Genomic DNA, 13,953 nt, shown 5'->3' on the forward strand with positions numbered 1-13,953 from the left:
TATAATATTTGATAATCTAAATATAGAAGTTATTTTTAAAACAATAACTTTATTAATTATAAATTGTTTTACAATTACCATCTTGATAAAATCTATAAGTTAACTAACAGATAGTATCTATAAAAAAGATTTTTATTAATAATAATGGATAGGTATAAAAACAAAAAACCGCCAAGTCTGGCGGTTTTTTGTTTTTATATTTTACTAAAATTAGTAAGTCTGTAAGTGAGCTGGGGTAGACATTTTACCTGCAGGTGGAGCAAATTGTGTAAGCTCAATACCTTTAACAGCTGCTGCATATTCTTCTTTATTAGGTGTTCTTCCTAAAATTGCAGAAAGTACAACTACTGGAGTTGAAGCTAACAAAGATTCTCCCTTTTTACGGTCTGCATCTGCTACCACACGTCCTTGAAATAAACGAGTTGAAGTTGCCATTACCGTATCTCCCTTTTCTGCTTTTTCTTGGTTACCCATACAAAGGTTACAACCTGGACGCTCTAAATACAAGATATTTTCGTATTCGGTACGTGCTGAAGTTTTAGGTGCATTATCATCAAACTCAAAGCCTGAGTATTTTTGTAATATTTCCCAATCACCTTCAGCTTTTAATTCTTCAATAATATTATATGTTGGAGACGTTACAACAAGTGGAGCCTTAAACTCTACCTTACCGTGTAATTCTTCTAAATTTTTAAGCATTTTTGCTACAATCTTAATATCTCCTTTATGTACCATACAAGATCCAACAAAACCTAAATCTATTTGTTTGTTTCCTCCATAAAAAGATAATTCTCTAATTGTATCGTGTGTGTAACGCTTAGAAACATCATCATTGTGCACATCTGGATCTGCAATCATTGGTTCATCAATAATATCTAGATCTACCTCAAATTCTGCAGCGTATTTTGCATTTTCATCTGGAGCAAGTGCTGGCTTCTCTCCTGATTTAATTTCGTTAATTCTTTGGTTAGCTTTATCTATAAGTCCTTGTAGTACTTGCTTTTCATTATCCATACCTTTATCTATCATGATTTGGATACGGCTTTTTGCAATTTCTAGAGACTCAATTAGAGTTTCATCTTGAGAAATACAGATAGATGCTTTTGCTTTCATCTCTGCAGTCCAGTCTGTAAAAGTAAAAGCTTGATCTGCTAGTAATGTACCTATGTGTACTTCAATAATTCTTCCTTGGAAAACATTTTCTCCATTGAATTTCTTCAGCATTTGTGCTTGTGTAGCGTGAACCACATCACGGAAATCCATATATTCTTTCATCTTCCCTTTAAAAGTCACTTTTACTGACTCTGGGATAGGCATAGAAGCTTCTCCTGTTGCAAGTGCTAAAGCTACTGTACCAGAATCTGCACCAAAAGCAACCCCTTTAGACATTCTAGTGTGAGAATCTCCACCTATAATGATTGCCCAATCATCTATTGTAATATCATTAAGTACTTTATGAATTACATCTGTTAATGGAGGATATGCATTTTTAGGATCACGCCCAGTAATTAATCCAAAGTCATTCATAAACTTCATTAACCTTGGCGTATTACGTTGTGCTTTTAAATCCCAAACAGAAGCTGTATGACAACCAGATTGGTAACCTGCATCTACAATTGGAGAGATAACCGTTGCAGCCATCATTTCTAACTCTTGAGAAGTCATTAATCCAGTAGTATCTTGAGAACCTACAATATTTACATTTACACGTACGTATGAACCTGCGTGTAAAGTAGCTCCAGAGGTACCTACTGCATTTTTATTAAATATTTTTTCTACAGCTGTTAAACCTTGCCCTTTATGAGAAACCTCTTTAGATGGTGCGTATACTAATGGTATATCTATACCTAAAGTGTTTGCTGCAAAAGTTTGTAACTTTTTACCAAATACAACTGCATAAGAACCACCTGCTCTCATAAACTCCATTTTTTGTGGAGTAAGTGCAGAAGAGATATCTTTTACCTCTTTCCCTTCGCTGTCGTATAATTTTTTTGTTTTTGTATTGATGGTAAATACAGAACCTGTATCTACAGAGTATTCTTGTTTTAAAATAGGCTCTCCTTCTTCATTCAAAATTAGATTGCCATTATCATCTGTTTGCTTTACCCAGTTTTTAAGATCTATACCAATACCTCCTGTTACCCCTACTGTGGTTAAGAAAATAGGAGAAATACCGTTAGTTCCTGCTACTATAGGCGCCATATTGATAAATGGCACATAAGGGCTTGCTTGTTTCCCTATCCAAAGTGCTACGTTGTTTACTCCAGACATACGAGATGATCCTACACCCATTGTTCCTTTTTCTGCAAGTAACATTACACGTTTATCTGGATGCGCCTCTTTTATTGCAAGAAGTTCTTTTTGTTTTTCTTCATTAAACTCAAACATACACTTACCGTGTAATTCACGGTCAGATCTTGAGTGAGCCTCTTTTCCTGGAGATAATAAATCTGTAGAAATATCACCAACTCCAGCAACATAAGTAACTACTTTTATTTCTTCTTCTACCTCAGGTAGTTTTGTAAAAAACTCTGCCTGAGCATAACTTTCTAAAATTTCTTTAGCTATAGTGTTACCATTTTTATAGGCAGTACCTAAACGCTCCATATCTGCTTCGTAAAGAAAAACTTGCGTTTTAAGTACAATAGCAGCTTCTTTTGCTATAGCTTCGTCTGCTTCTAGAGCCAAATCAAGTAGCACCTTTGTAGATGGTCCCCCTTTCATGTGAGAAAGCTGCTCAAAAGCAAAAGCCGGTGTAATTTCTTCCACTTTGGCTTCTTCTAAGATAATCTCTTTTAAAAATTCAGCTTTTACCTGAGCGGCACTTGTGGTACCTGGTAAAATGTTATAAATAAAAAAATTGAGTGAATCTTCACGATGTGGATGATTTACGTCTTTGATCTGCGCAATAATTTCTGCAGTTAAATTAGCTCCATCAATTGGTAATGGTTTTAAATCTTCTGCTTTGCGTTCTTCAATTTGCTTTAAATATGCGTTATATTCTGTCATAGGATATCTTAGGTGAAAGAAAATAATTAAATTTTTTCAAATGTTGCGAATTTAAGCAATTATTTATCATAATCAAAAAGTATTTTAAAAGCTAAGCCACAACACTTAATTACATACATATCAATAATTTAAATTTATAAATTCTTCTTTTTATTCTATTTCATCAAAAAAAATTTACATCCATTTATTGCTTAAATAATTAAAACTATAGTTTAAAATATCTACCATTACCTTATATCGAGAGGAAATCTAAAGTAATATGGCTAAGTACTTATATTTAGTATTTTTATATTTCTATTATTCATGTTACATACTTCTATTACCTATTAAAATGTTGTAATTGTCTATATTTTACTTTCTTTTGCAGCCTGTTAATTTTCTGATATTAAGAAAAAAGAATTCTACACAATAATCTCATAATTTATAAATAACATATGAAGACCTTTTCTGCTATTACTTCTACTCTTTCTGAAAAAGAATTAGGTGATTTTGTGATTGAACAATACCAGCTTGATAAAAATTTTACTTGTTCTTTGTTTAGAACCGGCATGAATCACACTTACCTTATTACCTATCAAGATACTACATACGTTTTAAGAGTGTATTGTTTTAATTGGAGAAGCAAGCAAGAAATTACGGAAGAGCTAGAACTTTTAACTCTATTACAGAAAAATAACTTGAGTATATCTTATCCTCTTCCAGATAAAGACAACCAAGTAATACAAGAAATTAAGGCACCAGAAGGTGTTAGATATGCAGTACTTTTTTCGTTTGCTAAAGGAGAAAAAATAAGATTTTTAAAAGAAGATACTTGTTTTGCTATTGGTTCTTTAATGTCTAAAATACATAACACTACTTTAAACAAATCTATTAACAGAATAACTTACAACCAACAAACTCTTATTAAATTACCTTTAGATAGAGTAAAAAATTACTTTTCTGAAGAATTACCTGAAATGAAATTTATATCTAATTTTCAAAAAACGTTTCAAGATTCAGAGTTTAAAGAAACACCAAAAGGAATAGTTCATTTAGATATTTGGTACGATAATATGGCTATTACAGAAGAAAAAGAGATTACTATTTTTGATTTCGATTTTTGTGGTAACGGTTCTTTAGTTTTAGATGTGGCATATTTTTGTAAACAGTTGTTTTTTATTGAAGCAGATAAAGCGCAATATGAGTTAAAATACCAAAGTTTTTTAGAAGGTTATCAAAAAAACAGAATTTTATCTTCAGAAGAAATTAAATTAATACCAAAAGCAGGCGCTGCTATTTTTATCTTTTATTTAGGCATTCAAGCACAAAGGTTTGATTGGTCTAATATTTTTCTTACCAAAAATTACCTAACTATGTACATTGGCAGAATACAGTCTTGGCTTAAATATCACCAAACACAAGAACCTAACTGATTAACAATTAAATAAATAACCTATTCTTTCTAATTTAATTTTTATACTGAATTAGATCATTTTCAGCTAAAAAAACAAAACTGTTTAACTTTTTAACTTATTTTTTAAACAAAATTGATTTTTATAGATTAAGTTTGGCTATCTAATAAAATAAAATGGCCTACATAAAAAAACAATTCAGCATTAAAGATTTAGAAATGCTTAGCGGTATTAAAGCTCATACGCTAAGAATGTGGGAAAAACGTTATGATGTTTTAAAACCCAACAGAACAGAAACTAACATCAGAACTTATGAGCTAGATGACTTACAGAGATTATTAAACATTTCTTTTTTAAATGAAAATGGTTACAAAATTTCTAGAATTTCAAAATTAGATACTTTAGAAATTAATGAGCTTGTAAAAAATATTTCTTCTACCAATAAAAATGAAGATAGAGCTATAAAGTCTCTTACTCTATCTATGTATAACTTTGATCAAAGGTTATTTTTTGAAACTTATAATAGTTTATTAAAGACAAAAACTTTTAGAGAAATTTTTCAAGAGGTATTTATTCCATTTTTAAACAAAATAGGTTTACTATGGCAAACAAATTCTATAGATCCTATTCATGAGCATTTTATCTCTAACTTAATTAAGCAAAAATTACTTCTTAATATAGAACAACTTCAGCAGCAAAACCCTAGTAACACCTCTAAAAACTTTGTGTTATTTCTACCTGAAGATGAAATACACGATCTAGGGATATTATACATACACTTTGAAATTTTACTACACGGTTATCAAGCAATTTACTTAGGCCATAGTTTACCATTAGAAAATTTAAATTTTGTAAAAAACATTTATAACAACATCCATTTTGTAAGTTATTTTACGGTTAAACCAGATGATGTAGACGATTATTTAAGCAAATTTCAATCACATATATTAGACGAAATTGACTGTAATTACTGGGTTTTAGGTAAAAAATTAACTACTGCTACTCATAAACCATCAGATAAAATCACCTTTTTCAATTCTATTGAAGAGTTAACAAGAAAATTATAATATGAAAAAAATAATACTTATTGGTTCAGGGTTTTCTTCACTAGCTGCTTCTTGCTACTTAGCAAAAATGGGATATGAGGTTGAAATATTTGAAAAAAATAATACGGTTGGTGGTAGAGCTAGGCAATACATAAAAGACGGTTTTACTTTTGATATAGGCCCAACCTGGTATTGGATGCCAGATGTTTTTGAACGTTTTTTTAACGACTTTCAATTAAAACCAGAAAACTTTTACGAGCTTATAAAATTAGACCCTGCTTATCAAGTATATTTTGATGTTAACGACTCTATTACTATTGGAGATACGTTAGAAAAAATATATGCCTCTTTTGAAGAAGTTGAAAGTGGTAGCTCTAAAAAACTTAGAAAATTTATAGAAAAGGCTAGAAACAATTATGATATTGCTATAAAAGATTTAGTATACAGACCCGGAGTTTCTCCTCTAGAATTAATTACTCCTCAAACAGCTACCAAATTAAATCAATTTTTTAGCACAATTGCTAAAGATGTAAGAAAAGAATTTAAAAACCCTAAGCTTATACAAGTACTCGAGTTTCCTGTATTATTTTTAGGTGCTAAACCAAGTGATACTCCTGCATTTTATAGTTTTATGAATTTTGCAGATTTTGGCTTAGGCACTTGGCACCCAAAAGGTGGTATGTATCAGGTAATTTTAGCAATTAATAAATTAGCAAAAGACTTAGGCGTAAAAATTAATGTAAATGAAAACGTAGAAAAAATTACTGTTGCCAATCAAAAAGCTACAGGTATAATTTCTAACGGAAAAAAACACGAAGCAGATATTGTTTTAAGCGGTGCAGACTATCACCATACAGAGACATTATTAGATCAAAAATATAGACAATATTCAGAAGCGTATTGGAGTAAAAAGACTTTTGCTCCCTCTTCCCTACTATTTTACGTTGGTTTTGATAAAAAAATAAAAAATGTAGAACACCATACACTTTTTTTTGATGTAGACTTTAAAAAGCATGCGCAAGCAATTTACGATGATAATGAATGGCCAGAAAACCCATTATTTTACGCTAGTTTCCCTTCTAAAACAGATAAAGAAGTAGCTCCAGAAGACAAAGAAGCAGGTATTTTTTTAATACCAATTGCTCCAGGTTTAAAAGACACAGAAGCTTTAAGAGAAAGTTATTTTCATAAAATAGTAGACCGTTTTGAAAAAATAACTCAGCAAAAGATAAAAAATAATATTATCTTCAAAAAAAGCTATTGCGTAAATGATTTTATAGAAGATTACAACTCTTATAAAGGGAATGCTTACGGTATGGCAAACATACTTTTACAAACCGCCTTTTTAAGACCAAAATTAAAAAGCAAAAAAGTAAAAGGAATGTACTTTACCGGTCAATTAACCGTACCAGGACCAGGAGTTCCGCCTTCCTTAATTTCGGGGAAATTAGTGGCAGATTTAATTAAAAAACACGAAGATTAATTTTATGAAATCTATTTTTGATAACGTTTCTATGCAATGTAGCCAAGCGGTAACTAATAGCTATAGTACCTCTTTTTCTACTGCCACAAAACTGCTAGCTCCGTCTATACGCCAAGATATTTACAATATTTATGGTTTTGTGAGATTTGCAGATGAAATAGTAGATACTTTTCACGATTATAACAAAGAGCAGCTTTTTAATGATTTTGAAAAAGAAATGTATAAGGCTATTGAAAATAAAATTAGTTTAAATCCTATTTTAAACGCATTTCAGCATACAGTGCATAAATATTCTATTGAGCCTAAAATGTATGAGTCTTTCATGAAAAGTATGAGAATGGATTTGCACAAATCTACTTATCTAACACAACAAGAATACAAAGATTATATTTATGGAAGCGCAGATGTTGTAGGCTTAATGTGTTTAAAAGTATTTGTAAAAGGAGACCAAGAGAAATACAACAATCTTAAGAATGACGCTATGCGTTTAGGTTCTGCTTTTCAAAAAGTAAATTTTCTTAGAGATTTAAAAGCAGACTTTGAAGAGTTAAGCAGAACTTACTTTCCCAATACTAATTTAGAACAGCTAGATGAAGCTTCTAAAAATAAAATTATTAAAGAAATTGAAGATGATTTTAACCAAGCATTAATTGGAATTGCAAAATTACCTGTAGAAGCTAAATTGGGAGTATATACTGCGTATATTTACTACTTAAAACTATTAAAAAAACTAAAAGCTACTCCTTCTTTAGAAATTAGAACTAAAAGAATTAGAGTTCCTAATTATCAAAAAGCAGGACTTTTAGCTAAATGTTATGTATCATATAGACTAAATCTTATTTAAAATGCAAACTATATATTGGATTCTTATTTTTTTAGGAACCTTCTTTTTTATGGAGTTTATGGCGTGGTTCACACACAAATATATTATGCACGGATTTTTGTGGAGTTTACACAAAGATCATCATCATAAAGATCACGGGAGTTGGTGGGAACGTAACGATTTGTTCTTTGTTTTTTATGCTTTAGTTAGTATAGGTTGTTTTCTACTTTGGGAGTATAAAGATGTTTGGTTTACTTTACCAATTGGCTTAGGTATTTTGGCGTATGGTATTGCTTATTTTACAGTACACGATATTTTTATTCATCAAAGATTTAAAATATTTAGAAATGCCGATAATTGGTATGCTAAAGGTATAAGACGTGCTCACAAAATTCACCATAAACATTTAGGTAAAGGTGATGGAGAAAACTTTGGGATGCTAATTGTACCTTTTAAATATTTTAAAAAGTAAGTTTTAATAAATGCATCACCATCACTTTGATTATATAATTATAGGTAACGGGCTAGCTGGTTTACAGCTAGCCTTAGCTTTTAATAGAGATGCATACTTTAAAATAAAAAAAATAGCATTACTAGACAAAAACCTAAAAAATACCAACGATAAAACTTGGTGCTTTTGGGAAAAAAATAAAGGAAATTGGGATCATATAGTTTATAAAAATTGGAAAGAAGGTAATGTGATTACTTCTGCTAAAAAAACAGAATTTAAGTTAGACCCCTATCAATATAAAATGATAAGAGCTATAGATTTTTACCAAGATGCTTTTAGCAACTTAACATCTAACCCTCAGTTTACTTTTATTCAAGAAGAAGTACAAGAAACAACTGGCTTACAAGTAATTACTTCTGAAGCTAGTTATACAGCAAATCATATTTTTGATAGCAGAATACCTACAGCATATTTTAAAAAAGAAGATAAGCATACCAGAATTTATCAGCATTTTAAAGGTTGGATGATAGAAACAAAACAGCCTACTTTTAATACTGAAAAATTCACTATGATGGATTATAGATTGAAATGGAAAGATTCTACAAGCTTTACTTATGTATTACCTATTTCTTCAACAAAAGCATTTATAGAGTATACCTTTTTTACCCCTTTTACTACAGAAGAAGAAATTTATAACCTTCAGCTAAAAAAATATATTTCTGAAATTTTAAAAATTGAAGATTATAAAATTTTAGAAACAGAAAAAGGAATTATCCCTATGACAGATTTTCCTTTTCATACATATAATACTTCTAATCTCACTAAAATAGGTACTGCGGGAGGTTGGGTAAAAGCATCTACAGGTTATTCTTTTAAACATACAGAAAAAAAAGTAGCACTTATTTTAGAAAATTTAAAAAATAAGCACTCTGTAACTAAAGGTTTGTATTCTTATAAATACCAATATTTTGATAAAATCTTCTTGAAAGTTTTAGAGCAAGAAAACAATAAAGGAGAATGGATTTTTAGTCAATTTTATGCTAAAAATTCTATTAAAAATATTTTTAAGTATTTAGATGAAGAAACTACTACACTGCAAGATTTAAAAATTATGAACTCTCTATTTTCTTCTGCATTTATAAAAGCTTTTTTTAAAACTTTATAAGTTTACTCTTCAACTAATTTTTCTAACACAGTGGTAAACCTATCACTATTCCAATTTGCAGTACCCACCTTATCAAAAACAATTTTTCCTTTTTTAGATAGCACATACGCTGTAGGTAAAGCAGAAGATTGAAGATTTTCTGGCACATTACTTTTACTGTAATATACAGGGAAATTGTAGTTATTCTTTTTCATAAATGCCTCTACTTTTAACGGCTCATCATTAGTGATAAAGTAAAAATCTATTTGTGAGTTGTATTGTTGGTATAACTCTTCTAAATCTGGCATTTCTGCAATACACGGTGGGCACCAAGTAGCCCAATAATTAATAAAAACTACTTTATTTTTAGAGGTTTCAAAATTAAATCTTGCTCCGTACCTATCTTCTAAACTCCAATAATAATTAATTACTTCTCGTTGGTTTTGCGGTGCAACTTCTGCAGGTGTAGAGGCTAAAATTTTATTTACAAATACACTTACAGAGGTTCTTGTTTGTGGTATAGTTAGTAAAATTATTACAACTACTATTAAAATATTACTCCAATGTTTTCTTATAAATTTCATAAATGCAAAATAAAAAACTCCCACATAAAGTGAGAGTTTATCTTGATTTAAATTTAAATTATTTTGTTTCTCTTAATAGCTTTCCGTTTGCAGAGTATACCAAATCTATTTCGTCATTCCACTTTTCTACCTCTACGTAATAAGTAGTTTTACTGCCTTCTGTAATCTCTTCTACATCGTCAATACTATAACCAGAGTAATTGTTTTTAATATTCTTGCTTACTATTGCAGGCAGATTTCTTGCACTAATTTCTTTTTCTGTTTTTAAAACTTTTGCATTGGCAGAATACCAAATTTCGTAATCATCTCTACTTACTTCGAACTCTACTTTATAATACTCTAAATCTTTTTCCCATTCTACATCTGTTGCATTTTGATAAGAATTTTGAAAATTAGTTCTTATTTGTTGCGGTACTTCTGTAGGCAAAAGGTCTTGCGCATTTGCAGAGATTGCCATTAAACTTAATACTCCTAAAATTTTTAAAGTCTTCATAGTTTTATTTTTTTAATTCGGTACAAATAAAAGAGGCAAAACTGAAATGAATTAGGAATAAAATCAATTAACATAGTATTCCCAATTCTTTCTAGATTTAGCTTGTATTTTTGTTTTAAATAGTTTTTTATGAAAATTCTAATTATTGAAGATGAAGAGCAGATGCTTCAAAATATGAAGCAAACTTTAGAAAAAGAAGATTATTTAGTAGAAACTGCTACAGATTATGATTCTGCATTTTCTAAAATTGGAGTGTATGATTATGACTGCATTTTATTAGATATTTCTCTTCCCGGAAAAAACGGATTAGAAATTTTAAGAGAATTAAAATCTAGAGGAATTACCGATGGAGTAATAATTGTTTCTGCAAAAAATTCTTTAGAAGATAAGATTGAAGGTTTAAATTTAGGAGCAGATGATTATCTGCCTAAACCTTTTCATATGGCAGAACTAAATGCTAGAATCAAAGCTATTTTTAGAAGAAGAAAATTAAAAGGAAGCAACCAACTAAAAATTGGTAATCTATCTATAAAAATTGATAGCCAAGCAGTAAGTGTTGCAGACAAAGAACTTACGCTTAACAGAAAAGAGTTTGATATTTTGTTTTACTTAGCCTCTAACAAAGACCGTTTGGTAAATAAATCTTCTTTAGCAGAACACGTTTGGGGAGACCATATTGACCAAGCAGATAGCTTTGATTTTATTTACTCTCAAATAAAAAATCTAAGAAAAAAACTCAGCACAAATAATGCAGAAGTAGAGTTAAAATCTATTTATGGCATAGGCTATAAATTAACAGCTTCATGAAATTATTAAGCTACACCACTAGGTATTTTGCAGGGCTACTACTTTTAGCCCTTTCTGTGTTTACCACTATTTTTTACTTTCAGATGTTAGATGAAATTTACGATAGTTTAGACGACGGGCTGCAAAACCAAAAAATACTAGTGATTAATAGAGCTAAAAAAAATCCTGAAATACTTAATAAAAATAAATTTGAAGATGGTTATTATACTATCCACAAAGTAAAATATGAACAAATAAAAGAAGTTAGAGATATTTACAGAGATACGCTCATGTATATGTTGAATGAAAAAGATTATGAACCTGTAAGACTTCTAGAAACCGTTTTTGAGCAAGAAGGTAATTATTACAAATTAAAAGTAATTACCTCTATGGTTGAAGAGGATGATTTAATTGAAGACCTACTCTACTCTATTTTATTTCTTTACTTAGGCCTTGTACTATGTATCTTAGTACTTAATAATTTCATTTTAAAAAGACTTTGGAAACCATTTTACTCATTACTAAATAAGCTTAAAAATTTTAATATAGAAAAACAAGAGCTTATTACTTTTGAAGAAACCAACATTCAAGAATTTAAGCTGCTTAATAAAAATATAGACCGACTTTTAAAAAAATCTATAGATAGTTTTAAAGCTCAGCAACAGTTTATAGAAAATGCTTCTCACGAGTTGCAAACTCCACTAGCTATTAGCATTAACAAATTAGAACTTTTGGCAGAAAACGAAAAATTATCTGAAGAACAAATGCATATTCTTGCTACTACTTTAGATAATTTAGAACGAATGACTAGGTTAAATAAATCTCTTTTATTACTCTCTAAAATTGAAAACAAACAATTTATTGAAGAAGAAAATATACAACTAAGTAAAGTTTTAGATAAAATATCTATTGAATTTTCAGATTTATTAGAGCATAAAAACATCACTCTAAATAAAAATTTTGAAAGTGATATTGCCATTAAAATGAATAAAGATTTAGCTATAATTTTATTTACCAATCTTATTAAAAACGCTATTCTTCATTCAGAAAAAAATAGTGAGATAGAAGTTAAAATTGCTTCAAATAAAGTTAGCATCAGTAATTACTCAACAACCACAGAACTAAATCCAAATAAACTCTATACTAGATTTTATAAAACTGGCAATAATAAAAACTCTACCGGTTTAGGCTTAGCTATTGCCAAAGCAATTACAGATAAATATGCTTTGTCTCTTACCTACCATTATAATAAAAGACATCATTTTACAGTGAATTTTGACTAAAAAATATTAAATAACCTTCTGGAAATTAATACTTCCCAATTCTATACAGATTTGTTTCTGATTTTAGCATCAAATAAAAAAATAGAAACAATGAAAAATTTATCACTGATTACCATTAGCCTTTTAATTTTAACAAGCTGCAACCAAGATGACGATTACTCTTCTACAGATGTTCCTTCTATTGTAGCAAGTACTTTTCAAACCAATTTTTCTAATGCTAAAGATTTAGAATGGGAAATGATTGGAGAAAATTATGAAGCAGATTTTGAAATAGACAACATAGATCATTCTGCAATTATCAATGAACAAGGAGAATTAATAAAATACAAATATGACAGTCAATTTATTAACCTTCCGCAGCCATTACAAGATTCATTAACTACAAACTACAATCAAAATCAAATTGACGATGTAGAAACACTTAAGATAGAAAGTGACACTTATTATCAACTAGAAATTGATCAACCTTCTATTGATTTAGAAAAGGTTTACAATGAAGACGGTAGTGAAAATGAAACAATTATATACTGGGATTAAAAATGAATAGTTATGAAAACAGAAATGAAAATTATACTCGGCATATTTTTAATGATAGGATTAACCATATTTGCTTTCAATAAAAAAAATATAATTAATCAAAAAGAAGAAGTTAGTGAAAACTACTCTATTACCAATCGTTGGGAGTTACCTAAGATTTTAGAAGAAGTTTCAGGCATTTCTTGGATTGGTAATGAAAAGATTGCGTGTATTCAAGACGAAGATGGTAGTATTTTTATATACAACTTAAAGACTTCTAACATTGAAAAGCAAATAGATTTTGCTAATCACGGTGATTATGAAGATATTGTTACTTATAAAAATGATGCTTTTGTTCTAAGAAGTGACGGAATCATTTTTATGATTAAAGATTACCTACAAGACCCTAAAGTTACTCAACACGCTACGTTTAATGACACAGAACGTAATGTTGAAGGACTTGCTTTAGATGAAGATCATCAAAGATTATTATTAGCGGTAAAAGATGAAAAAAATAAAGACAAGAATTTTAAAGGAGTTTATGCTTTTGATATTGATACCAAAAAATTCAATTTTGATCCAGTTTATAAAATTGAATTAAAAGATGAAATTTTTAAAAACATACATTCTAAAAAAACGCATAAAATTATGAGACCTTCTGCCATCAGTTTTTCTAGTAATAAAGAAAAGGTATTATATTTAGATGGCGCAGACCCTAAATTGTTGGTTACAGACAAAAAAGGAAAACTATCTAAACTTTATAAATTAAACGAAGATATTTTTTACCAACCAGAAGGAATTACTTTTAGCAAAAATGGAAGAATGTTTATTGCTAATGAAGGTAAAAAAAACAAACCTAACATTTTAGAAGTAGTATTAAACTAATAATATTAAATAAGCTTTAAAACAAAAAACTCCTGCTTTTGGCAGGAGTTTTTTTATTA

General features: G+C 29.4%; 13 protein-coding genes. 10 read left to right on the forward strand and 3 right to left on the reverse strand.

Going from position 1 to position 13,953, the window contains the following annotated elements; genetic code table 11:
* Positions 1 to 210: 210 nt before the first annotated feature.
* Complete coding sequence (locus BUC03_RS00320; RefSeq protein WP_073147076.1) at positions 211 to 3,009, reverse strand: bifunctional aconitate hydratase 2/2-methylisocitrate dehydratase; 2,799 nt, start codon at positions 3,007 to 3,009, stop codon at positions 211 to 213.
* Positions 3,010 to 3,443: 434 nt separating this feature from the next.
* Between BUC03_RS00320 and BUC03_RS00325 the strand changes: the two genes are divergently transcribed.
* The 6 genes from BUC03_RS00325 to BUC03_RS00350 all read left to right on the forward strand — a co-directional run bounded on the left by BUC03_RS00325 (position 3,444) and on the right by BUC03_RS00350 (position 9,368).
* Positions 3,444 to 4,421 carry a phosphotransferase gene (locus BUC03_RS00325; protein WP_073147078.1) on the forward strand — a complete coding sequence of 326 codons (978 nt, stop codon included), beginning with the start codon at positions 3,444 to 3,446 and terminating at the stop codon, positions 4,419 to 4,421.
* Between the two features lie 155 nt (positions 4,422 to 4,576).
* Positions 4,577 to 5,467 carry a MerR family transcriptional regulator gene (locus tag BUC03_RS00330; protein ID WP_073147080.1) on the forward strand — a complete coding sequence of 297 codons (891 nt, stop codon included), beginning with the start codon at positions 4,577 to 4,579 and terminating at the stop codon, positions 5,465 to 5,467.
* A gap of 1 nt (position 5,468) precedes the next feature.
* Positions 5,469 to 6,929 (forward strand): phytoene desaturase family protein, encoded by a 1,461-nt coding sequence (locus BUC03_RS00335; protein ID WP_073147082.1) that lies wholly within the window; start codon positions 5,469 to 5,471, stop codon positions 6,927 to 6,929.
* Positions 6,930 to 6,933: 4 nt separating this feature from the next.
* Positions 6,934 to 7,773, forward strand: a complete 840-nt coding sequence (locus tag BUC03_RS00340) for a phytoene/squalene synthase family protein (protein WP_073147084.1) — start codon at positions 6,934 to 6,936, stop codon at positions 7,771 to 7,773.
* Between the two features lies 1 nt (position 7,774).
* Positions 7,775 to 8,224: a sterol desaturase family protein gene (locus BUC03_RS00345; protein WP_073147086.1), complete on the forward strand. Its 450-nt coding sequence runs from the start codon at positions 7,775 to 7,777 to the stop codon at positions 8,222 to 8,224.
* A gap of 10 nt (positions 8,225 to 8,234) precedes the next feature.
* Positions 8,235 to 9,368: a lycopene cyclase family protein gene (locus BUC03_RS00350; RefSeq protein ID WP_073147088.1), complete on the forward strand. Its 1,134-nt coding sequence runs from the start codon at positions 8,235 to 8,237 to the stop codon at positions 9,366 to 9,368.
* Positions 9,369 to 9,370: 2 nt separating this feature from the next.
* On the opposite strand, the gene BUC03_RS00355 is transcribed toward BUC03_RS00350, so the two are convergent.
* Positions 9,371 to 9,931, reverse strand: a complete 561-nt coding sequence (locus tag BUC03_RS00355) for a TlpA family protein disulfide reductase (protein WP_073147089.1) — start codon at positions 9,929 to 9,931, stop codon at positions 9,371 to 9,373.
* A gap of 58 nt (positions 9,932 to 9,989) precedes the next feature.
* Positions 9,990 to 10,424, reverse strand: a complete 435-nt coding sequence (locus tag BUC03_RS00360; RefSeq protein ID WP_073147090.1) for a PepSY-like domain-containing protein — start codon at positions 10,422 to 10,424, stop codon at positions 9,990 to 9,992.
* A gap of 129 nt (positions 10,425 to 10,553) precedes the next feature.
* On the opposite strand from BUC03_RS00360, the gene BUC03_RS00365 reads away from it, so the two are divergent.
* The 4 genes from BUC03_RS00365 to BUC03_RS00380 all read left to right on the forward strand — a co-directional run bounded on the left by BUC03_RS00365 (position 10,554) and on the right by BUC03_RS00380 (position 13,894).
* Positions 10,554 to 11,231, forward strand: coding sequence for a response regulator transcription factor (locus BUC03_RS00365; protein WP_073147091.1), 678 nt, complete (start codon positions 10,554 to 10,556; stop codon positions 11,229 to 11,231).
* Entirely contained in the window at positions 11,228 to 12,493 is a 1,266-nt protein-coding gene (locus tag BUC03_RS00370; RefSeq protein WP_073147092.1) for a sensor histidine kinase, read from the forward strand. Before BUC03_RS00365 ends, BUC03_RS00370 begins: the two co-directional genes overlap by 4 nt.
* 90 nt (positions 12,494 to 12,583) lie before the next feature.
* Positions 12,584 to 13,030, forward strand: coding sequence for a hypothetical protein (locus tag BUC03_RS00375; protein ID WP_073147093.1), 447 nt, complete (start codon positions 12,584 to 12,586; stop codon positions 13,028 to 13,030).
* A gap of 12 nt (positions 13,031 to 13,042) precedes the next feature.
* Positions 13,043 to 13,894 (forward strand): SdiA-regulated domain-containing protein, encoded by an 852-nt coding sequence (locus BUC03_RS00380; RefSeq protein ID WP_073147094.1) that lies wholly within the window; start codon positions 13,043 to 13,045, stop codon positions 13,892 to 13,894.
* The last annotated feature ends 59 nt before the right edge of the window (positions 13,895 to 13,953 follow it).

Source organism: Mesonia phycicola, from assembly GCF_900141885.1.
In the GTDB taxonomy this organism is placed as follows: domain Bacteria; phylum Bacteroidota; class Bacteroidia; order Flavobacteriales; family Flavobacteriaceae; genus Mesonia; species Mesonia phycicola.

What these genes read in the sequence shown, in the direction of transcription:
- BUC03_RS00360 (WP_073147090.1), bottom strand. Translation starts at nt 10,424, where the DNA reads ATGAAGACTTTAAAAATTTTAGGAGTATTAAGTTTAATGGCAATCTCT.
- BUC03_RS00325 (WP_073147078.1), top strand. Translation starts at nt 3,444, where the DNA reads ATGAAGACCTTTTCTGCTATTACTTCTACTCTTTCTGAAAAAGAATTA.
- BUC03_RS00335 (WP_073147082.1), top strand. Translation starts at nt 5,469, where the DNA reads ATGAAAAAAATAATACTTATTGGTTCAGGGTTTTCTTCACTAGCTGCT.
- BUC03_RS00350 (WP_073147088.1), top strand. Translation starts at nt 8,235, where the DNA reads ATGCATCACCATCACTTTGATTATATAATTATAGGTAACGGGCTAGCT.
- BUC03_RS00355 (WP_073147089.1), bottom strand. Translation starts at nt 9,931, where the DNA reads ATGAAATTTATAAGAAAACATTGGAGTAATATTTTAATAGTAGTTGTA.
- BUC03_RS00345 (WP_073147086.1), top strand. Translation starts at nt 7,775, where the DNA reads ATGCAAACTATATATTGGATTCTTATTTTTTTAGGAACCTTCTTTTTT.
- BUC03_RS00330 (WP_073147080.1), top strand. Translation starts at nt 4,577, where the DNA reads ATGGCCTACATAAAAAAACAATTCAGCATTAAAGATTTAGAAATGCTT.
- BUC03_RS00375 (WP_073147093.1), top strand. Translation starts at nt 12,584, where the DNA reads ATGAAAAATTTATCACTGATTACCATTAGCCTTTTAATTTTAACAAGC.
- BUC03_RS00340 (WP_073147084.1), top strand. Translation starts at nt 6,934, where the DNA reads ATGAAATCTATTTTTGATAACGTTTCTATGCAATGTAGCCAAGCGGTA.
- BUC03_RS00380 (WP_073147094.1), top strand. Translation starts at nt 13,043, where the DNA reads ATGAAAACAGAAATGAAAATTATACTCGGCATATTTTTAATGATAGGA.
- BUC03_RS00365 (WP_073147091.1), top strand. Translation starts at nt 10,554, where the DNA reads ATGAAAATTCTAATTATTGAAGATGAAGAGCAGATGCTTCAAAATATG.
- BUC03_RS00370 (WP_073147092.1), top strand. Translation starts at nt 11,228, where the DNA reads ATGAAATTATTAAGCTACACCACTAGGTATTTTGCAGGGCTACTACTT.
- BUC03_RS00320 (WP_073147076.1), bottom strand. Translation starts at nt 3,009, where the DNA reads ATGACAGAATATAACGCATATTTAAAGCAAATTGAAGAACGCAAAGCA.